The organism is Gemmiger sp. An120, assembly GCF_002160955.1.
Lineage (GTDB): Bacteria > Bacillota > Clostridia > Oscillospirales > Ruminococcaceae > Gemmiger_A > Gemmiger_A avium.
Window position 1 is genome coordinate 24,225 of the sequence record NZ_NFLN01000011.1, and the last position, 17,949, is coordinate 42,173.

A 17,949-nucleotide genomic window follows, 5' to 3' on the forward strand; every position below is an offset into this window, starting at 1 on the left:
TCTGGCGCAACACCGTGGTTCTATGGCATCCCATCAGAACTGCAACCTGCCCTGGATTTAATGTTATATTCAAAGGATCACCTGCCTCTGGCCTGCCATCTTCAGTGCGGGGCGGCCACCCCTCCGCAGACGGCCCCGGGGGCCGTTTCGGCTTGTTCTTTTGCCTTCCAGTGTGCTATCCTGTTGGTGAGGGCGGCGTTGCCGCGCCGCTTCCGTATCAAACACTAAGGAGGATGATTAGATGCAAAAAATATTTGACGTACCCTTAAAAAATGGAGCTAATCTTCCCTGTTTAAAGTATGATATTGCTCTGTACTGCCAGGTTATAGAAGAAGTTCTCCCAAATAAAGCGCCTGCGTATTTGAAAAATTATGCCAAACAAATACGGACTCTATCTAAGAAAGTTGGTTTATATCGTCCAGCTGAATTCCCAGACTGTACCCGGACATATATTTTCGATAGTCGTTTGCGAACATTATTTGCGATGCTCGATACGACTAAAGTCACCACAGCTGTGATGTACATGTATGGACAAGAGGCTTTTCAGCCGTCTGACTACGTTTTCGGCGATGCACCTCCACCCTGTGGAATCATTGATGAGGGAGAGAACTTAGAACTGTTTGTGAAAGACTTCCAGTTTATTCCAAATGACTTTTTCGCCTTTAACCACTTAGCCTTTTTCGACCAAGACCGTTTTATTTCAATGACCCATTTGTCTACATACCAAACTGCTATTCTTTTGGATCGCTACAGGCGACAGAACCTGGTAAATTTTAAGAGGCTGGCTGAACTGGAGGTTCAGCAATATCGCTCGAGACTCCCGAAGTGATTAAATAGCTAATGATTGTTTCACGACATTCTTCGCGGTACACAGCGCTTTTTTCCTTCACTTTGTCACGTGAACAACGTACGATGAACTCTTTTAAACACATCAAAATCTCCTTTCTGCCCACCCTGCGCGGGCTTTTTCATTGGCCTGCCATCTTCAGTGCGGGGCGGCCACCCCTCCGCAGACGGCCCTGGGGGCCGTTTCGGCTCAAATCGCTTCTCGCAGAAGATTGAACTGGTTCTCATATTGCCAGCGCAGCGCATCGGCAAGAGATTCCCGGGTCATCTCAAGGGTAGAACCCAGATTCGTATAGTAGCCGTTCACGAATATGGCATTTCTGTCGGCTTTCAGAATGTCGCGCAGTTCTGCCAGGTCGTCCTTGTCATGACAAAAGTCATTACTTTTGTCATGATACTCAGGCCAGAAGCACTCTGCACCCCAGCCGCGTCCTTCCTTATAGAACGCGATCCACGCGATACCATCACGGGCTTCTTGAAGCACTCGCTGTGCCGTTTCCCTTAAACTCGCCATCGTATAACCTCCTGCTGCATTGACCTGCCATCATCAGGCGCGGGGCGGTCGGCCCCCGCACGACGGCCCCGCCGGGGCCGTTTCGGCTATCGCTTGCTTGTTGCGTAGATCTCTGCTTTGAGCGCCATGAGTTCCTCATACTCGCCCGGATCACGCTCCATCCAGGGCGTATCCAGATACCGCTGTACCCGGTCCAGGTAGTTGTCGATCCGTTCTTCAATACTCATGTGTGCCACTCCTTTGCATCCGCCCTGCTGGTAAGTTTTGGCCTGCCATCATCAGTGCCGGGCGGCCATTCCCGGCAGACGGCCCTTATCGGGCCGTTTCGGCTTTAAGGGTTCAGCAGCTTCACTGCGTCCAGGATCGTTTCGGTGTACCCGATCATCCCCTCGTTCTCCAGCCACATGCCGAAGATCTCCCGGCCGGTGTATTCTTCCAGCGCGGCCTCCAGACTGCTGAAGTCTTTGCCCGTTGTCTCCTGAAGCATCTCAAGCAGCTCTTGCTCCATGGTTACGCCCCCTCTCTGTCCATGGGAGTGAAGCGCCCATTTTTGCTGTAGTCCCACAGCAGCTCGACACCGCGATCCGTAAGGTAAAGCGCTGCGCCCACCGCATCGAGTTCCCACCCGTCCTTGATCCGGCGCAGGTGAATGCTGGTGTGCAAACAATCATCGTTGAAGCTTTCCACCCGATACAGGCTCATGCCATTTTTGTAGATCCCGCCGGCCAGGATCGGCTGGTTCAGTAACTGATACTTCTTGCTCATGGTTAGGCTCCTTTCTGGCTCATCAAATGGTTGCCAATTTTCTGTGCCACAGAGGTGTCCCCGTTGAAGTCCTCGTATCCAAAAAGTACATTTGGACTCACGCCAAGCGTTTTTGCAATGGCTTCAATGTCCCTATCAGTTATGATTTTTCTTCCGGTAAGCAGATTGTTGAAGGTCTTTACCTTGTATCCTGCCCTCTGTGCAACAGCGCATTGCTTTAATCCGCGTTCCTGGATTATGCGGCGCGTGTTTTCCGCTATGATCGACATATGACACCTCCAAGCATCAAGAATCTTGATCGCAATTCAATAATACATCAAGTTTCTTGGAGCGTCAAGTCGTTTATGTAAAGATTCTTGATGTTTTTTCTTGACTGGCTGGGATTTTGCCCGTATCATTATGTATAAGCAGAGGTGATAGTATGGGGATTGGCAAACGCATAAGAGAAGCACGTGAAGGGTGTGGCCTTACGCAGAAGCAGCTTGCAAAAAAAATAGGAGTGACCAGTTCCGCAATTGCAAATTACGAAAACGAGATAAGTCACCCTAAAGAAACTGTTCTTTACGCACTTTTGGACGCCTTGCAGGTAGATGCTAATTTTTTGTTTCAAGACTGCGTTGCTTTGGAGAAAAAAGTAGTCTTGTCACAAGAGGACAATGATTTTCTGCAAAAGTTTCATGCCCTGGATCGGCACGGACGCGAAGTTGTTAATGCTGTATTGTTACTCGAATATCAACGTTCTAAGGAAGAAAGTACCAGGCACTCGTCAATGCCCTTAAATATTCCTTTCCAAGTATCTTCTCAACCCGCAAGTGCAGGTACAGGCACCTATTTGGGCCCTGATGGTTTTGAGGAAATCTTGGTTGAGCCTGAGCAGGTTGCCGGTGCCGATTTTGGTGTTCCTGTTCGCGGGGATAGTATGGAACCTCGCTTCCATAATGGTGACATTATCTTGATCTCCATGAAACAACCAGTTGAAGTCGGGGATATTGCCCTGGTCACGATGGACGGCTGCGGCTATGTCAAAAAAATCGGCCAGGACGAACTCATATCTTTGAACAAAAAATACGCACCTATCCCTATGACTGGGGACGTGCGCATAAATGGAAAAGTAATTGGTGTTCTCTCTTCCCATGATTAAGGCGATGCAACAATATTTCATATTCCTGTGTGTGCATGGGAATATCAGAAATTCGTCCTATTATCTCCATAATTCCGCATATTACTGTAAGTGTGCATGATTATTCTAAGTGTGCAAAAATGCACACTTAAAATGGATCTGGTTTGCTTTTCCAATGCGGATTCACCATATGAATTAAGCATCTTCAAATGACCTTTGCAAAGCCCTAATTTTTAGGCTTTGCAAAATTCGGAAAACGGCTGTATGAAGCCATTTCACCCAATTCCTTGTGTTTTCATTTGCAAAGCTTGCGCCCCCACTTTGCAAAGGCTATGCAAGCCTTATTCACCGCCTTCGCAAAATCCCCGCAAAACGCAGAAAAGCGGCCCGTTCGGGCCGCTTTTCTCATTTTAACCCCGCGCGCAAAATGCGCCGATCTGCGCCGATTACCAGCCCGACAACGCCCAAAAAACGGCTTGATACAGCCATTTGCAGGAAAAAACAGGCTTTTGAAGGTTCACGGTGCCGGAATTCTCATTCTACGTGACCCCTTACACCCAGGTGGCGGCCCGGGTGCTGGGGCTGCGCTGCCGGGTGGGCGTCAGCCGCACCGTGTGCAGCCTGACCGAGCTGCACGACGCCTACCGGGAGGCCATGGAAGCCCTGCGTCAGGGCGGCACCGAGAGCGCCGCCCAGTTTATCGGAGACCTGGCCCCGGCGGTCAAGGGCGGGGAAGGCCTGTGCAAGCGGGCGCTGGAGGCCATCAGCCAGCATTACCGGGAGGCGGACCTGTCGCTGGTGTCCCTGAGCGGCATGCTGGATGTGAGCCCCAACCATCTGAGCGCCTGCATCAAGAAATACACGGGCGAGACCTTTATCAACATTCTGATCCGCACCCGGATGGAGGCGGCCCGGCAGCTGCTGACCGATTCGCCGCTGAAGATCCAGCAGGTGGCGGCCCAGTGCGGCTATACCGACCAGCACTATTTCAGCTACTGCTTCAAGAAATACTGCGGCGAGTCGCCGGTGGCGCTGCGCCGCCGTCTGGAAGCGGAGAAAGCGGGGGCGGCTTTGTGAAAAAACGGGTCTCCTCCACCGGCCTGCGCATCACCACTATCCTGGTGGCCATGGTGGCCGGGGTGGTGTCGGTAATCCTGTGCTGCTGCATTCTCTTTTTCCTGGACCGGTACCGCAGCGCCATGGTGCAGAGCGCCCAGACCAGCAGCGCCCAGGCGGTATCCCAGGTGTCCAATACGGTGGACAACTATCTCAGCGATATGGAACAGGCCATGCGGCTGGTGGAACAGTCCATGACCGAGAGCGCCGACACCCGGGACCGGCTGCTGGACGCTTTTCTGGAGTTCCGTCCCGACGTGGTGGCGGTGACAAGCTATTCCGCCGACGGGGAGCTGCTGGACTGCTGGTGCCTGGACCGGGAGCCCCGCGATCCCATCTGGCAGAATCTTTCCTTTGATCTGGAACGGGCCCGCGAAGCGTCGGGGGCCTATCTGACGGCGCCCCATGTGGAAAGCATCTTTGAGGGGTACTATCCCTGGGTCGTCACCATGACCGCGCCGCTGCCCGCCGGGGGCGAGGCAGCCTGGGTGTCGCTGGATCTGAGCTTTGCCAGCATCTCCAGCTACATCAACAACGTGGGTATCGGCCAGCGCGGCTACTGCTTTTTGATGGATGAAAGCGGCAACATCGTCTACCATCCCCAGCAGCAGCTTCTGTATGCCGGCCTGAAAAGTGAGGACACCGCCGCGCTGGCCGCCCTGGAGGACGGCAGCCATGCCGACGACACCGTCATCTACAGCCTGACCAGCGTGGGGGACAGCGGCTGGCGGGTGGTGGGCGTCAGCTATGTGGACGAACTGGTCAACCGGAATGTGACCGAGATGATCCGGCTGTCCACCCTGCTGGCGGCGGGGGTACTGGCGGCGGCGCTGCTCACCAGCTGGCTGCTGTCCCGGCTGCTGGGCCGCCCGCTGCGGGGCCTGGCCGACGCCATGGAAAGCTTTGAAACCGACGCGGACCACTTTGCCTACCGGCCGGTGGGCGGCACCCGGGAGGTGCAGGAGCTGTCCGCTTCCTTTGAACATATGGTGCTGCGCATCCAGCAGCTGATGACCACCGTGCGGGAGGAAGAGGTCAACCTGCGCAAAACCGAGCTGAAAGCCCTGCAGGCCCAGATCAACCCCCATTTCCTGTACAATACACTGGATTCCATTGCCTGGATGTGCGAGCAGGGCCGCAACGACGACGCGGTGCGGATGGTGCACGCCCTGGCCCGGCTGTTCCGCATCAGCATCAGCAAGGGCCACGAGCTGATCCCCATCCGCCGGGAGATCGAGCACGCCGAAAGCTACCTGCAGATCCAGAAATACCGGTACAAGAACCAGTTTACCTATTCCTTTGATGTGGATCCGGACTGCCTGGATTACCTGTGCAATAAAATCACCCTGCAGCCCATCATCGAAAACGCCATCAACCACGGGCTGGATCTGATGGTGGACGAGGGTTGCATCCAGGTGCAGGTGCGCCAGGACGGGGAGGATATCCTGTTCCGGGTGCAGGACAACGGGGTAGGCATGAGCGAGGAGCAGATCGACGCGATCCTGCACCGGGGCCCTGCCGACTGCACCGGCATCGGCATCCGCAACGTGGACGACCGGCTGAAAATCTATTTCGGCAAACGGTACGGGCTGCAGATCACCAGCGAACTGGACGTGGGCACCTGCGTGGAGATCCGGATGCCACGGGTACGGGAGGGCGACTATGAGACCAAGTAAACGGGCGGCGCTGGCGCTGGCTCTGATCCTGGCGCTGCTGGCGGGCTGCGGCAGCGCCTCGGCGGTACCGGCCCGGCAGCATTCGGTGGCGCTGGTGGCCAAATCCACCGAGACCGAATTCTGGCTGTCGGTGTTTGCCGGGGCGCAGGCTGCCGCCGCCGAGTACAACCTGAAACTGACCGTTACCGGCCCGGACACCGAGGAGGACTACGAGTCCCAGAACGCCATGGTGGAGCAGGCGGTGGCCGACGGGGCCGAAGCGCTGGTGTTTTCCGCCATTGATTTTTCCAACAACGCTTCCGCCATCGACGCGGCGGCCGCCGCCGGGGTCAAGATCGTGGCCATCGACAGCAATGTGGACTCCACGGCGGTGAGCACCTACATCGGCACCGACAACTACGCCGCCGGCCGTATGGCCGCCCAGGCCGCCCTGGACCGGGTGGAGGGCGAACTGCGGGTAGGGATCGTGAACTACGACATATCCAGCGCCAACGGCCAGGAGCGGGAACAGGGCGCTGTGGACATGTTCGATGAAAGCGGCCGGGCCCGGGTGGTGCAGGTGATCAACACCCTGGCCGAAGCCCAGCACGCCCAGGCAGACACCGCCGCCATGCTGCAGCAGTACCCGGAGATCAACGTGCTGCTGGCGTTCAACGAGCCCACCAGTGTGGGCGCGGCCGAGGCGGTGCGGCAAAGAGGCGTGTCCGATGCGGTGTTCCTGGTGGGATTCGACTCCAACGTGGCCACCATCGACGGTTTGCAGGAGGGCTCGGTGGATGCCCTGATCGTGCAGAATCCCTATGCCATGGGCTATCTGGGGGTGGAGAGCGCCTGGCGGCTTCTCACCGGCCAGACTGCCGGCATGGAAGAGGTGGTGGATACCTCCACCCGTACTGTGGACCGGGACAACATGTTCACGATGGACAGCCAGAAAGCCTTGTTTGCCTTTGAACGGCGAAGTGAATGAGCGGAGTGCACAAAAAATATGACATGTTATAGGATATATTGTTCAACAGGAATAAGTATTTGCCCTCCGTTCGGTGAATTTTTCCCTTGTTTCCGGGTGAATTTTCCGGTACCATAAAGTTGTCAGGCGGGACAGAGTGGGTCTGTCCCGTGCAAATGAGAGATAAAAAAGGAGAGCAACTATGAAAAAGGTACTGGCATTCGTGCTGGCGGCCCTGATGGTTTTCAGCCTGGTCGCCTGCGGCTCCAACTCCACCGCGACGGGATCTTCCTCCGCCGCTGCCGGCGGTTCTTCCGCCGCTCCTGCGGGTGACGCTTCCGGCGTCAAGGCAGCCGTGTTCTACTACAACTACTCCGATACCTACATCTCCAGCGTGCGTACCGCTCTGGACGGCAAGCTGGAAGCTGCCGGCATTGAGTACACCGACTTTGACGGCAACAACAACCAGACCACCCAGAACGAGCAGATCGACACCGCCCTGTCTTCCGGCTACAATCTGCTGATCGTCAACATGGTCACCTCCGGTTCTTCCGACACTGCCACCGCCATCGCCGACAAGGCCAAGGCTGCCGGCGTGCCCGTGATCTTCTTCAACCGCGCGGTGGAAGAGGACGGCAACGAGGGTGCCGTGCTGGGCGCTTACGACAACATCGCCTTCGTTGGTACCGATGCCCCCGAGGCCGGCCATATGCAGGGCAAGATGATCGGCAACTACCTGGTTGAGAACTACGACGCGGTTGACCTGAACAAGGACGGCACCATCCAGTACGCCATGTTCATGGGCGACGCTTCCAACGTAGAGGCTATCTACCGCACCCAGTACGGTGTTGAGGACTGCGACGCGGTTCTGACCGAGGCCGGCAAGCCCGCTCTGGAGTACTTCGACTCCGCCAACACCAACAAGTACCAGCTGGATATGAACGGCGCCTGGAGCGCGCAGGCTGCTCAGGAGTACATGCAGACCAACCTGAGCCAGTACAGCGAGGCCAACGGCAACATGATCGAGCTGATCATCTGCAACAACGACAACATGGCTGAGGGCTGCATCGCTGCCCTGCAGGCTGCCGGCTACAACAACGGCGAAGGCACCACCACCATCCCCGTGTTCGGCGTTGACGCCACCGATTCCGCCAAGGCCCTGATCGCTGCCGGCAGCATGACCGGTACCATCAAGCAGGACGCCGACGGCATGGCCGAGTGCATCGCTCTGCTGGCTGGCAACGTGGCTTCCGGCTCCGACCTGCTGGCCGGCACCGACAGCTACACCAAGGATGAGGCCAACGGCCTGGACAACAAGATCTTCATCCCCTACCAGGAGTACACTGGCGAATAAAACCCAATAGCTCCGCACGCAAACATTCAGAGGGCGGCTGTTGCTTAAGCGCAGCAGCCGCCCTTATTTTAGAGAAAAGGAGGGGTATGCATGGGTGAAGAAGTTTTGCTCCAGATGAGCAACATCTCCAAATCCTTCCCCGGCGTCAAGGCCCTGGACAACGTTTCCCTTACCGTCCGCAAGGGCACCGTCCATGCCCTGATGGGGGAAAACGGCGCGGGCAAATCCACGCTGATGAAATGCCTGTTCGGCATCTATTCCAAAGACAGCGGCACCATCCAGCTGGAGGGCCGCGAGGTCAACTTCAAGTCCAGTAAAGAAGCGCTGGAAAACGGTGTGGCCATGGTGCACCAGGAACTGAACCAGGCGCTCAAGCGCAGCGTTATGGATAACCTGTGGCTGGGCCGCTACCCGCTGGTGGGCGGCATCATGGTGGACGAGCGCAAGATGTATCAGGAGACCATGCGGATCTTCAAGGAACTGGAGATCGACGTGGACCCCCACCGCATCATGAGCACCCTGCCGGTTTCCCAGCGGCAGATGGTGGAGATCGCCAAGGCGGTTTCCTACAATTCCAAGATCATCGTCTTTGACGAGCCCACTTCCTCCCTGACCGAGCAGGAGGTGGAACACCTGTTCCGCATCATCAACATGCTGCGGGACCGGGGCGTGGGCATCATCTACATCAGCCACAAGATGGCCGAGATCCTGCGCATCAGCGACGACATCACCGTCATGCGGGACGGTATCTGGGTTGCCACCCGCCCGGCCAAGGAGCTGGATATGCCCACCATTATCAAGCTGATGGTGGGCCGTGAACTGGGCAACCAGTTCCCGCCCAAGACCAACAAGCCCGGCGAGGTGTTCCTGGAGGTGGAAAACCTGTCCGCCCAGTATTCCCTGCTGCGGGACGTGTCCTTCACCGCCCGCCGGGGCGAGGTGCTGGGTCTGGCCGGTCTGGACGGCTCCGGCCGTACCGAAACGCTGGAGAACATCTTCGGCGTGGCCACCCGCAAGTCCGGCACCATCAAGCTGAACGGCAAGGTGTGCGCCAACAAGAACGCCCGCCAGAGCATCCGCAACGGCTTTGCCCTGCTGACCGAGGAACGCCGGGCTACCGGTATCTTCGGCATCCTGAGCATCCGGGAAAACACCGTGATCTCCAGCCTGCGCAAGCATCTGCGGTTCGGCTTCATGCTGGATTCGGGGAGCATGAAGAAGGATACGGCCTGGTCCATCGACGCGATGCACACCAAGACCCCCACCCAGGAAACCAAGATCCGCAGCCTGTCCGGCGGCAACCAGCAGAAGGTCATCCTGGGCCGCTGGCTGCTTACCGATCCCGAGGTGCTGCTGCTGGATGAGCCCACCCGCGGCATCGACGTGGGCGCCAAGTACGAGATCTATCAGCTGATCCTGGATCTGGCCAACCGTGGCAAAACGATCCTGATGGTTTCTTCCGAAATGCCCGAGCTTCTGGGTGTGTGCGACCGCATCCTGGTCATGTCGGGCGGACGTCTGGCCGGCGAGGTGGACGCACGCAACACCACCCAGGAAGAGATCATGACCCTTGCCGCCAAATATGTATAAGAGGAGGAACCATCCATGAGTGCGATTGCCAATATGAAACGGGGCATGGCAGAATTCAAAGCGATGGACGCCAAGGATAAACGCAGCAAGGTCATTGATACCCTGCTGAACAACGCCATCTACATTCTGCTGATCATTTTCGTCATCTACACCGCCACCCGCAACGCGAACTTTCTGAAGATCAGCTCGCTGGTGAACATCGTCAGCCTGGCGGCGTCCTCGCTGCCCATTGCGCTGGGTATCGGCGGCTGTATCGTTCTGACCGGTACCGACCTGTCCGCCGGCCGTGTCGTGGGCCTGACCGCCGCCATCTCGGCCGCGCTGCTGCAGGCTTCCGGCTGGGCCAACAAGATGTTCGACACCCTGCCTGAAATGCCCATCCCCCTGGTCATCCTGGCGGTGATCGTTGTGGGCGGCCTGGTAGGTCTGGTCAACGGCTTCTTCGTTGCCAAGTTCAGCCTGCATCCCTTTATCGTAACCCTGGCCACCCAGCTGATCGTCTACGGCCTGGTGCTGGAGTTCTACATGCTCAACGGCAACAACGGCCAGCCTCTGTCCGGCCTGAGCGATAAGTTCAAGAACTTCGTCACCGGCACCATGTTCAGCATCCCCGCCGGCAACGGCCAGACCGTGGCCGTGCCCTGGTACGTGCTCTACGCCGTGATCCTGGTGGGCGTGATGTGGTTCATCTGGAACAAGACCACCTTCGGCAAGAACATGTTCGCCGTGGGTTCCAACCCGGAAGCCGCCAACGTGTCCGGCGTCAACGTCTTCAAGACCACCGTTCTGGTGCACACCCTGGCCGGCTGTATGTACGGCATCGAGGGCTTCATCGAGTCCGCCCGTATCTCCTCCAACAACGCCGGCACCGGCCTGAACTACGAATGTGACGCCATCGCGGCCTGCGTTATCGGCGGCGTTTCCTTCGTAGGCGGCACCGGTAAGATCAGCGGTATCGTGCTGGGCGTGTTCCTGCTGCGTATTATCTTCGTGGCTCTGAACATGCTGTCCATCAGCGGCAACACCCAGTACATCATCAAGGGCCTGATCATCCTGATCGCCTGCTCCATCGATATGCGGAAATACCTTGTAAAGAAATAATCATGAGCGATCCGAAAGAAAAAACCGGGGCCCCCGCCGCCGAAACACCGGCGGGGGAGAACCCCATGGTAAAAAAGCGCTGGTTCGGCCGGGGTATCTACGGCAGCAAGGATGTGCCCATCCGGGTGCTGGATGCCTGCATTGGTCTGATGATCCTGGCGGCGCTGGTGCTGACGTTGTGGGGCGCTACCCACAGCGGCTTTGCCATTCAGTTTGATACCGGCGTGGATGACCTGACGGTGGAAACCCAGAAGGTGCAGCATGGCGGTACGGTTGCCGAACCGGAAGCCCCGCTGCGCCCCGGCTACGATCTGGTGGGGTGGAGCACCACCCCGGAACCGGAGGTGCACCTGTGGAGCTTTGCCGACGCCACCGTGCAGGGGGACATGACCCTGTACGCGGTGTGGGAGGCAGCTTCTTTCCCGGTCAAGTTTGACCTTGCCGGCGGCACGGTCAACGGCGCGGCCGAGGCCGAAGCCATCACCGTGACCTACGGCCAGCCCTACGGCGAACTGCCTGTGCCCGAAAAGGAGGGCGCGGTTTTCGCCGGCTGGGTGTACAGCGGCCAGACCATCACGGCGGATACCCCGGTCACCATGACCGGCGAGCATGTGCTTACCGCTTCCTGGCAATAAGTGAAAAATCCCCCGCACGGAAACCCGTGCGGGGGATTTTTTGTGCGGTTTATTCCACCGTCTGCAGATACTCGTCCATGGCGCGGGCCACGTCCTTGGAGTGGCGCACCGCCTCCACCACGGTGCGGGCGCCGCTTACCACGTCGCCGCTGCCGAAGATGCCCGGGCGGCTGGTGCGGCCGTCCTCGTCCGCGGCCAGCAGGCCCCGGTCGGTCACGGCCAGGCCGGTGGTGGTGTTCACGATCTTGTCCTTGGGGCCCTGGCTGGCGGCGATCACCACGCTGTCCGCCCGGAACAGCTTCGGCTCGCTCAGCCCGGTTACCTCGTTGTTTTCGTCAAAGGTAGCCTGCTGGTAGACCACGCCCTCGTCGGTGATCTCCACCGGGCGGGCGCCGTAGTGCATCTCCACCCCGTCGGCCACCGCGTATTCCAACTCCCGCACGCTGGCGGCGGCCTGGTTGCGGCGGCAGAACACATGCACCTGCCGCACCCCCTTGCGGATGGCGGTGCGGGCCACGTCCATGGCCGAATTGCCCGCCCCGATCACTACCAGGCTGCGGCCCAGATCGTACACGTCCGGGTTGACCAGATAGTCGATGGCAAAGTGCACGTGGCCCAGGCTCTCGCCGGGGATGCCCAGCTTTTTGGGCCGCCATACGCCGGTGCCGATAAAGATGGCCTTGTAGCCGTCCCGCTGCAGGTCGTCCACCGTCAGCGCCCCGCCGATCACCGTGTTGGGCCGGATCTTGATGCCCAGCTGCACCAGCTGGGCCTGGTACCGGTCCAGCACGCTCTTGGGCAGACGGAATTCCGGGATGCCGTACCGCAGCACACCGCCGATCTTGTCCCGGCTTTCAAACAGGGTCACGTCGTAGCCCTTCTGGGCCAGCAGCACCGCGATGGTGATGCCCGCCGGGCCGGAGCCGATGATGGCCACCCGCTTGCCCTTGGCGGCCTGCCGCTGCAGCTGCAGCCGGTCCAGATGGGCGTCGGAGATGTAGTTCTCAATGCTGGAAATGTGCACCGGCGCGCCCTTGCGGCCCAGTACACAGTGCCCCTCGCACTGCTTTTCGTGGTCGCATACCAGCGAGCAAACCACACTCAACGGGTTGTTTTCAAACAGCATCTGGCCCGCCTCTTCGGTGCGGTGTTCCAGAAACATCCGGATCATGTCCGGGATCGGGGTATTGATGGGGCAGCCTTTGCGGCACTGGGGAACCTTGCAGTTCAGACAGCGCCGGGCTTCGTTCACCACATGGATGGCCATGCGCACTCCCTCCTGACTGTAAAGATAAAGCGGACGGCCCGGCCGTCCGCTTTATAGTTATACCAGATTCGGCTGCTTCATGCAAGAAACCGCGCTTTCTTCCATGGCCGCCTGCAGCCGGCGGGCCAGCTCCCGCATGGGGGCTTCGTCCAGCTTCACGGTGCGGCGGTCGTAGGTCACCAGCCCGTTGATTTCGTCTTCCACGTCGGACAACTGGGTATAGATGGCGGCGCACAGCCCTTTCGGCACCACCGGCAGCACCCGCTGTTCGTACAGTTCCCGGATGGCCCGGGCGAATTCTTCCCGGGTCTTGCAGGCGCTGTACCCGTAGGCCTTGTCCGGGTGGAACATGTGTCCCTCCACCGGCAGGCAGCAGCCGCCGAATTCGCTCAGCACCAGCGGCTTTTCACCCGCGTCCAGCTTCCAGGGACCAAAGTAGATGTGGCGGCTGTCCACGTCGGTCTCGCCGCCCCGGAACCAGCCGGAGGTGCTGTCGATGAACCGGCTGCCGTCCAGCTGGCGCAGCCGCCGGAATGCCCGGGACGATTCAAACTGGCCCCAGCCCTCGTTGAAGATGGTCCAGTACAGGATGCAGGGGTGGTTTTTCAGCTGGGCCACGGTGGCCTCCATCCCCGACAGGAACGCCGCCCGGGCCGCCGGGTCCCGGTGCATGCCCGTATCGTGCCGCCGGTGCTGGAACCCCACGGTGGGCAGCACCGTGTCCCGCAGGTACCGGTAATCCCCGTTGTTCACCATGTCCTGGAACACCACCATCCCCAGCCGGTCGCAGAGGGTGTAGAAGATGTCCGGCTCCACCTTGATATGCTTGCGCAGGGTATTGAAGCCCAGCGCCTGCATGGTGCGGATGTCCTGTTCGTAGCAGGCGGGAGAGGCGGGGGTGAACAGCCCGTCGCTGTAGTAGCCCTGGTCCAGCACCCCATGGAAGAAATACGGTTTTCCGTTCAGGCACAGCCGGGCATAGCCGCCCACCCGGCGGATTTCCAGGGTGCGCAGGGCAAAATAGCTCTCCACCCGGTCGGCCCCGGCCTCGATCGCGCAGTCGTACAGGTAGGGGTCCTCCGGGCTCCACAGCCGGGGAGAGGGCGGCGCGACTTCCGCCCGGCCATTTTTCAGCGGAACCGTCAGCGGCCCCTCCGGGGTATGTACCGTCACGGTGCCGGTCAGCGCCGGGTCGCCGGTGTCCAGAATGGCCCGGGCGCCGTCCGCCTGCACGTCCAGCCGTCGGATATACCGGTCGGGCACGCTTTCCAGCCAGACGGTCTGCCAGATGCCGGACACCGGGGTGTACCACATACCGCCCCGGTTCATCGTCTGCTTGCCGTAGGGCAGCACCGGGCTGCGCAGATCGTCCCGCACACGCAGCACCAGTTCGTTTTCCGCCGCCAGCGCCTGGGTGATGTCAAAGGTTATGTGCTCGTAGCCGCCGGTGTGGCTGCCCACCGGCATCCCGTTCAGCCAGGCGTCCAGCACCTGATCCGCCGCGCCGATCTGCAGCAGCACCCGCCCTTTCACAAAACCATCCGGCAGGGTGAACCGCCGCCGGTAGAACAGGTGCCAGCCCTCCGGGAAGTGGGTGTGCACACCGGATAACAGGCTCTCCGGGCAGAAAGGCACAAGAATGGTCCGGTCATAGGCGGCGGGCAGATCGCCCTCCTCCCGGGCGGTGAACTCCCACCGGCCGTTCAGGTTGAAAAAGCTGTCCCGCCGCAGCCGGGGCCGGGGATAGTCCGGCCAGGGGGTACCGGTCAGGACCTCGCCCTCGGGGGTGTAAAGATCATAAAACATAGGGATTCTCCTATTCCGATTTGGGATAGCAGCGGTGCAGATACCGCCAGAACAGCCCGGCCGCCCGGGAGTGCTCCGCCTGGCGCAGCCGTACAAAAGACAGATAACTGCGCCAGTCCGACTGCAGGGGAACCACCGCCAGGCCGGGGGTGTGCTGGCGCCGCACCGCCTGTTCCATCAGGATCGAGATGCCCATGCCCTTGGCCACCAGATCCAGAATGTTGTCGATGTGGTCACTGGTGAACAGCGCCCGGGGCTCAAACCCGGCCTGGGCGCAGATCTGCTGCACCACCCCAAACAGCCGGGTTTTCTCGTTCAGCTGCAGAAAGGCTTCCTCCCGCAGTTCCGCCGGGTCGATCTGCTGCCGGCTGCTCAGCGGATGGCCCGCCGGCAGCACCACCGCAAACCGGTCTTCCATCACCGTCAGCCGGTCAAACCGGTTCGGATCGGCCCGGTTCAGCCGCATGTAGGCCACGTCGCACCGGCCGCTTTCCAGTTCCTGCAGCAGATCGATGCTTTCGCTTTCCACCACCTGCAGCTGGATAAGCGGGTGTTCCCGGCGAAATCCCGCGATCACGTCGGTTACTCCGTGCATCCCCATCACCGGAATGGCGTACAGCCGCAGCGGCGTCTGCTCCCCGTTGTAGGCAGCCATGGCCCGGCACAGCTGTTCCTGCGCCGCCACTACGGCCTGGGCCCGGGGCAGCAGCGCCTGGCCTGCCGCCGTCAGGTTGGCCCGGCGTGCCGTGCGTTCAAACAGCTGCACCCGCAGTTCCTTTTCCAGCGCCAGGATCTGCTTGGACACGTTGCTCTGGGTGGTGAACATCAGTTCCGCCGCTTCGGTATAACTGCCGGTAGCCGCCACCTGCAGAAAATATTCCAGCCGTTTGCTCTCCGTACTGCCCGCCTCCTTTTTGTATTCCATTTTGGAATAGTATACCACGAAAGTTGAATTGCTCCAAGCCCCCGGCGGGACTACAATACAGATGCTGACAAACTTATATCAGGAGGTGCGCCCATGAAACAGCGAATTGTGGTGGGGGTCAGCGGGGCCTCCGGCATGCCGCTGGCGGTGGAGGTACTGAACCAGCTGCGCCGGCAGCCGGATGTGGAGACCCATCTGGTGCTGTCCCGGGCGGCCGAGATCACCCTGCGGGAGGAGAGCAGCCTTACGGCGCAGCAGCTGCGGGGCCTGGCGGATGTCTGCTACGACAACGGGGATATTGGCGCGGCACCGGCCAGCGGCAGTTTCCGCACGGCGGGGATGATCGTGGTACCCTGCAGCATGAAAACCGTGACGGGCATCGCCACCGGATACAGCGACAGCCTGTTGCTGCGGGCCGCCGACGTAACCCTGAAGGAACGCCGCAAGCTGGTGCTGGCGGTGCGGGAATGCCCCTTCTCCACCATCCATCTGCGCAATATGCAGGAGCTGAGCAGTATGGGAGCGGTGATCCTGCCCATGGTGCTCAGCTTTTACAACCGCCCGGACGGCCTGGACGACTGTGTGCGCCATCTGGCCGGGAAAATCCTGGATCAGTTCGGGATTGAGGGGCAGGACTTCCGTCGCTGGCAGGGGAGGACACAGCCATGATCCAGGTCACCCGCAGCCTGTACGGCTTTACCATTACGGCCTGCGTGACCCTGTTTCCGCAGGATATTCATGTGCTGCTTACCGGCGGTCAGCTGGCCCATACCGGGGCGGTGTCCATGTGCCGGGCCGGGATTGCCGAGGGCGCCATCCAGCCGGAGGGGCATCGGGAACGGGCCCTGACCGATCGGTGGGCCAAGGCGTTGTCCCGGCAATTTAACTGCAGAGCCACGGTGGTGGGAGGCGTCCATTACGACAACGCCCGCCCCGATCAGATCGCGGCGATTGTTTCCGTCACAGAGGATATGCTGGTGGAGACGATCCGCTGTATTGGCCAAAGAAAAAAGGAGGATAAACAAGATGAACAAGGTGAATGACCTGCGTTCGGCGCTGGCGCTGCTGGAAGGCCATGCCCGGCAAGCTGGTGCAGACCGATGTGGAAGTCGATCCGATGGCGGAACTGTCCGGTGTATACCGGCACGTGGGCGCGGACGGTACCGTGCAGCGCCCCACCCGGGAGGGCCCGGCCATGGTATTCAACAATGTCAAGGGGCATCCCGACGCCCGGGTGGCCACCGGCCTGCGGATGACCAAGATCAAGTCGTTCCCCATTGCAGACATGATCCCGGCCATGGTGCTGGCCATGCCTTTCAGCTGGCTGTGGAGCAGCTGCATTGTGCCCCTGCTGGGCTGACCGTACATTCCCGTACACCGTAATCATACAGCAAGGCGCCCCGGAACCATGGTTCCGGGGCGCTTTGCGTATTGCGTATCACAGTGAGATGGTCTCCAGGTCATAGGGAACCTGCAGATCGCCGGTGTAGTACTGTGCTCCCTCGGCGGTATACAGTTCCTTGCGCTGGCTGTAGTGTTTGTCCTCGGTGTGCCAGAGCACCAGATGGGGCACCCCCAGGCTCTGGGCCAGCTCGCAGGCGTCCTTGACGGTGCTGTGGTGCTTTTCGTAGGGCTTGAACCGCTCCCGGTCGCCATACAGGCAGAACGCTTCGCTCAGCAGCCAGTCGCTGCCGGCCACGTACGATTCGCACAGCGGGTTGTAGGGCTCGTCTCCCAGGCAGGTGAGCTTTTTGCCGGGCCACCGGGCAGTAAATCCGTACTGGGGCGCCTTGGTGGAGTGAATGTCAAAAAAGGTGAACGCGCTGCCCAGCAGGCTGGCGGTTTCCCCGTCGGTCACCGGATGCAGGGCGATGCGGCCGCCCAGCAGGTCGCTGAATTTCTTCTGCAGGGTCAGGCGGCAAAGGGTGCGGATGGTTTCGATCAGGCCGGCGTGGCACCACAGGTGCAGGGTGCCCTCATACCCGCCGTTCAGCATCAGGGTGCCGATCTTGCGCACGATCCACACCACACCCAGCAGGTGGTCGCAGTGCTCATGGGTCACAATCAGATGCCGGATGGCTGCCGGGTCGATGCCTGCCTTTTCCAGCTGCACCAGAATGCCGTTGCCGCCGCCTGCATCCACCAGAATGTACTGCGCGCCGCATTGCAGCGCAAAGCAGGTGTTGTAACAGTGGGTCGCCAGCGCATTGCCGGTGCCCAGAACGATCAGGTTTTCCATTATTCCATCCCTTTCCTTCCGCCTTGTATGCCGCGGCTTACAAGGCCCG

20 protein-coding genes, 4 other RNA genes and 1 pseudogene are annotated in these 17,949 nt (G+C 59.8%); 12 read left to right on the forward strand and 13 right to left on the reverse strand.

Annotated elements, in window-relative coordinates; genetic code table 11:
- Positions 1-86: 86 nt before the first annotated feature.
- An RNA gene (locus tag B5E65_RS10155) (hammerhead ribozyme type II) lies at positions 87-153 on the reverse strand.
- Positions 154-241: 88 nt separating this feature from the next.
- Between B5E65_RS10155 and B5E65_RS10160 the strand changes: the two genes are divergently transcribed.
- Positions 242-829: a hypothetical protein gene (locus B5E65_RS10160; protein ID WP_087171663.1), complete on the forward strand. Its 588-nt coding sequence runs from the start codon at positions 242-244 to the stop codon at positions 827-829.
- Between the two features lie 141 nt (positions 830-970).
- Here B5E65_RS10160 and B5E65_RS10165 read toward each other — a convergent pair.
- From B5E65_RS10165 to B5E65_RS10190, 8 genes are all read right to left on the reverse strand, one after another.
- Positions 971-1,037, reverse strand: an RNA gene (locus B5E65_RS10165) — hammerhead ribozyme type II.
- Positions 1,037-1,360 (reverse strand): hypothetical protein, encoded by a 324-nt coding sequence (locus B5E65_RS10170; protein WP_087171664.1) that lies wholly within the window; start codon positions 1,358-1,360, stop codon positions 1,037-1,039. Before B5E65_RS10170 ends, B5E65_RS10165 begins: the two co-directional genes overlap by 1 nt.
- A gap of 18 nt (positions 1,361-1,378) precedes the next feature.
- Positions 1,379-1,448, reverse strand: an RNA gene (locus tag B5E65_RS10175) — hammerhead ribozyme type II.
- Positions 1,447-1,587, reverse strand: a complete 141-nt coding sequence (locus B5E65_RS16215; RefSeq protein WP_158098565.1) for a hypothetical protein — start codon at positions 1,585-1,587, stop codon at positions 1,447-1,449. The genes B5E65_RS10175 and B5E65_RS16215 overlap by 2 nt, the downstream gene beginning before the upstream one ends.
- Before the next feature lie 36 nt (positions 1,588-1,623).
- Positions 1,624-1,691: hammerhead ribozyme type II (locus B5E65_RS10180), an RNA gene on the reverse strand.
- Positions 1,692-1,868 carry a hypothetical protein gene (locus B5E65_RS16220; RefSeq protein WP_158098566.1) on the reverse strand — a complete coding sequence of 59 codons (177 nt, stop codon included), beginning with the start codon at positions 1,866-1,868 and terminating at the stop codon, positions 1,692-1,694.
- 2 nt (positions 1,869-1,870) lie between these two features.
- Positions 1,871-2,125, reverse strand: coding sequence for a hypothetical protein (locus B5E65_RS10185; protein ID WP_087171665.1), 255 nt, complete (start codon positions 2,123-2,125; stop codon positions 1,871-1,873).
- Between the two features lie 2 nt (positions 2,126-2,127).
- Positions 2,128-2,394 (reverse strand): helix-turn-helix domain-containing protein, encoded by a 267-nt coding sequence (locus tag B5E65_RS10190; RefSeq protein ID WP_087171666.1) that lies wholly within the window; start codon positions 2,392-2,394, stop codon positions 2,128-2,130.
- A 152-nt stretch (positions 2,395-2,546) separates the two neighbouring features.
- Between B5E65_RS10190 and B5E65_RS10195 the strand changes: the two genes are divergently transcribed.
- The 8 genes from B5E65_RS10195 to B5E65_RS10230 all read left to right on the forward strand — a co-directional run bounded on the left by B5E65_RS10195 (position 2,547) and on the right by B5E65_RS10230 (position 11,663).
- Positions 2,547-3,266: an XRE family transcriptional regulator gene (locus B5E65_RS10195; RefSeq protein ID WP_087171667.1), complete on the forward strand. Its 720-nt coding sequence runs from the start codon at positions 2,547-2,549 to the stop codon at positions 3,264-3,266.
- Between the two features lie 501 nt (positions 3,267-3,767).
- A complete protein-coding gene (locus B5E65_RS10200; RefSeq protein ID WP_087171668.1) occupies positions 3,768-4,322 on the forward strand; it encodes a helix-turn-helix domain-containing protein in 555 nt (184 codons plus the stop codon).
- Positions 4,319-6,037 carry a sensor histidine kinase gene (locus B5E65_RS10205; protein WP_343286400.1) on the forward strand — a complete coding sequence of 573 codons (1,719 nt, stop codon included), beginning with the start codon at positions 4,319-4,321 and terminating at the stop codon, positions 6,035-6,037. Before B5E65_RS10200 ends, B5E65_RS10205 begins: the two co-directional genes overlap by 4 nt.
- Positions 6,024-7,004: a substrate-binding domain-containing protein gene (locus B5E65_RS10210; RefSeq protein ID WP_087171669.1), complete on the forward strand. Its 981-nt coding sequence runs from the start codon at positions 6,024-6,026 to the stop codon at positions 7,002-7,004. Before B5E65_RS10205 ends, B5E65_RS10210 begins: the two co-directional genes overlap by 14 nt.
- A gap of 181 nt (positions 7,005-7,185) precedes the next feature.
- Positions 7,186-8,337: a galactose ABC transporter substrate-binding protein gene (locus tag B5E65_RS10215; RefSeq protein WP_087171670.1), complete on the forward strand. Its 1,152-nt coding sequence runs from the start codon at positions 7,186-7,188 to the stop codon at positions 8,335-8,337.
- A gap of 90 nt (positions 8,338-8,427) precedes the next feature.
- Positions 8,428-9,927 (forward strand): sugar ABC transporter ATP-binding protein, encoded by a 1,500-nt coding sequence (locus B5E65_RS10220; protein ID WP_087171671.1) that lies wholly within the window; start codon positions 8,428-8,430, stop codon positions 9,925-9,927.
- Between the two features lie 15 nt (positions 9,928-9,942).
- Positions 9,943-11,028 carry a galactose/methyl galactoside ABC transporter permease MglC gene (locus B5E65_RS10225; RefSeq protein WP_087171672.1) on the forward strand — a complete coding sequence of 362 codons (1,086 nt, stop codon included), beginning with the start codon at positions 9,943-9,945 and terminating at the stop codon, positions 11,026-11,028.
- A gap of 2 nt (positions 11,029-11,030) precedes the next feature.
- Complete coding sequence (locus B5E65_RS10230; RefSeq protein ID WP_087171673.1) at positions 11,031-11,663, forward strand: InlB B-repeat-containing protein; 633 nt, start codon at positions 11,031-11,033, stop codon at positions 11,661-11,663.
- Positions 11,664-11,712: 49 nt separating this feature from the next.
- Here B5E65_RS10230 and B5E65_RS10235 read toward each other — a convergent pair whose 3' ends face one another.
- The 3 genes from B5E65_RS10235 to B5E65_RS10245 are packed head-to-tail and all read right to left on the reverse strand — an operon-like array spanning position 11,713 to position 15,679.
- Complete coding sequence (locus B5E65_RS10235) at positions 11,713-12,930, reverse strand: NAD(P)-dependent oxidoreductase (RefSeq protein ID WP_087171674.1); 1,218 nt, start codon at positions 12,928-12,930, stop codon at positions 11,713-11,715.
- A 57-nt stretch (positions 12,931-12,987) separates the two neighbouring features.
- Entirely contained in the window at positions 12,988-14,736 is a 1,749-nt protein-coding gene (locus B5E65_RS10240; RefSeq protein WP_087171675.1) for a glycoside hydrolase family 2 protein, read from the reverse strand.
- A 10-nt stretch (positions 14,737-14,746) separates the two neighbouring features.
- Positions 14,747-15,679 carry a LysR family transcriptional regulator gene (locus B5E65_RS10245; RefSeq protein WP_087171676.1) on the reverse strand — a complete coding sequence of 311 codons (933 nt, stop codon included), beginning with the start codon at positions 15,677-15,679 and terminating at the stop codon, positions 14,747-14,749.
- Between the two features lie 75 nt (positions 15,680-15,754).
- Here B5E65_RS10245 and B5E65_RS10250 point away from each other — a divergent pair, with 75 nt between their 5' ends.
- The 3 genes and pseudogenes from B5E65_RS10250 to B5E65_RS16555 all read left to right on the forward strand — a co-directional run.
- A complete protein-coding gene (locus B5E65_RS10250; protein WP_087171677.1) occupies positions 15,755-16,330 on the forward strand; it encodes a UbiX family flavin prenyltransferase in 576 nt (191 codons plus the stop codon).
- A complete protein-coding gene (gene lpdD / locus B5E65_RS10255) occupies positions 16,327-16,704 on the forward strand; it encodes a prenylated flavin chaperone LpdD (protein WP_087171678.1) in 378 nt (125 codons plus the stop codon). Before B5E65_RS10250 ends, lpdD begins: the two co-directional genes overlap by 4 nt.
- Positions 16,688-16,910, forward strand: a pseudogene (locus tag B5E65_RS16555) (UbiD family decarboxylase); the annotation flags it as partial. The gene lpdD and the pseudogene B5E65_RS16555, both read left to right, overlap by 17 nt.
- A gap of 189 nt (positions 16,911-17,099) precedes the next feature.
- Here B5E65_RS16555 and B5E65_RS10265 read toward each other — a convergent pair.
- Positions 17,100-17,900, reverse strand: coding sequence for an MBL fold metallo-hydrolase (locus tag B5E65_RS10265; protein ID WP_087171679.1), 801 nt, complete (start codon positions 17,898-17,900; stop codon positions 17,100-17,102).
- Positions 17,901-17,949 lie beyond the last annotated feature (49 nt).

What these genes read in the sequence shown, in the direction of transcription:
- lpdD (WP_087171678.1), top strand. Translation starts at nt 16,327, where the DNA reads ATGATCCAGGTCACCCGCAGCCTGTACGGCTTTACCATTACGGCCTGC.
- B5E65_RS10230 (WP_087171673.1), top strand. Translation starts at nt 11,031, where the DNA reads ATGAGCGATCCGAAAGAAAAAACCGGGGCCCCCGCCGCCGAAACACCG.
- B5E65_RS10195 (WP_087171667.1), top strand. Translation starts at nt 2,547, where the DNA reads ATGGGGATTGGCAAACGCATAAGAGAAGCACGTGAAGGGTGTGGCCTT.
- B5E65_RS10215 (WP_087171670.1), top strand. Translation starts at nt 7,186, where the DNA reads ATGAAAAAGGTACTGGCATTCGTGCTGGCGGCCCTGATGGTTTTCAGC.
- B5E65_RS16215 (WP_158098565.1), bottom strand. Translation starts at nt 1,587, where the DNA reads ATGAGTATTGAAGAACGGATCGACAACTACCTGGACCGGGTACAGCGG.
- B5E65_RS10220 (WP_087171671.1), top strand. Translation starts at nt 8,428, where the DNA reads ATGGGTGAAGAAGTTTTGCTCCAGATGAGCAACATCTCCAAATCCTTC.
- B5E65_RS10185 (WP_087171665.1), bottom strand. Translation starts at nt 2,125, where the DNA reads ATGAGCAAGAAGTATCAGTTACTGAACCAGCCGATCCTGGCCGGCGGG.
- B5E65_RS10190 (WP_087171666.1), bottom strand. Translation starts at nt 2,394, where the DNA reads ATGTCGATCATAGCGGAAAACACGCGCCGCATAATCCAGGAACGCGGA.
- B5E65_RS10235 (WP_087171674.1), bottom strand. Translation starts at nt 12,930, where the DNA reads ATGGCCATCCATGTGGTGAACGAAGCCCGGCGCTGTCTGAACTGCAAG.
- B5E65_RS10210 (WP_087171669.1), top strand. Translation starts at nt 6,024, where the DNA reads ATGAGACCAAGTAAACGGGCGGCGCTGGCGCTGGCTCTGATCCTGGCG.
- B5E65_RS10170 (WP_087171664.1), bottom strand. Translation starts at nt 1,360, where the DNA reads ATGGCGAGTTTAAGGGAAACGGCACAGCGAGTGCTTCAAGAAGCCCGT.
- B5E65_RS10240 (WP_087171675.1), bottom strand. Translation starts at nt 14,736, where the DNA reads ATGTTTTATGATCTTTACACCCCCGAGGGCGAGGTCCTGACCGGTACC.
- B5E65_RS10265 (WP_087171679.1), bottom strand. Translation starts at nt 17,900, where the DNA reads ATGGAAAACCTGATCGTTCTGGGCACCGGCAATGCGCTGGCGACCCAC.
- B5E65_RS10160 (WP_087171663.1), top strand. Translation starts at nt 242, where the DNA reads ATGCAAAAAATATTTGACGTACCCTTAAAAAATGGAGCTAATCTTCCC.
- B5E65_RS10225 (WP_087171672.1), top strand. Translation starts at nt 9,943, where the DNA reads ATGAGTGCGATTGCCAATATGAAACGGGGCATGGCAGAATTCAAAGCG.
- B5E65_RS10250 (WP_087171677.1), top strand. Translation starts at nt 15,755, where the DNA reads ATGAAACAGCGAATTGTGGTGGGGGTCAGCGGGGCCTCCGGCATGCCG.
- B5E65_RS16220 (WP_158098566.1), bottom strand. Translation starts at nt 1,868, where the DNA reads ATGGAGCAAGAGCTGCTTGAGATGCTTCAGGAGACAACGGGCAAAGAC.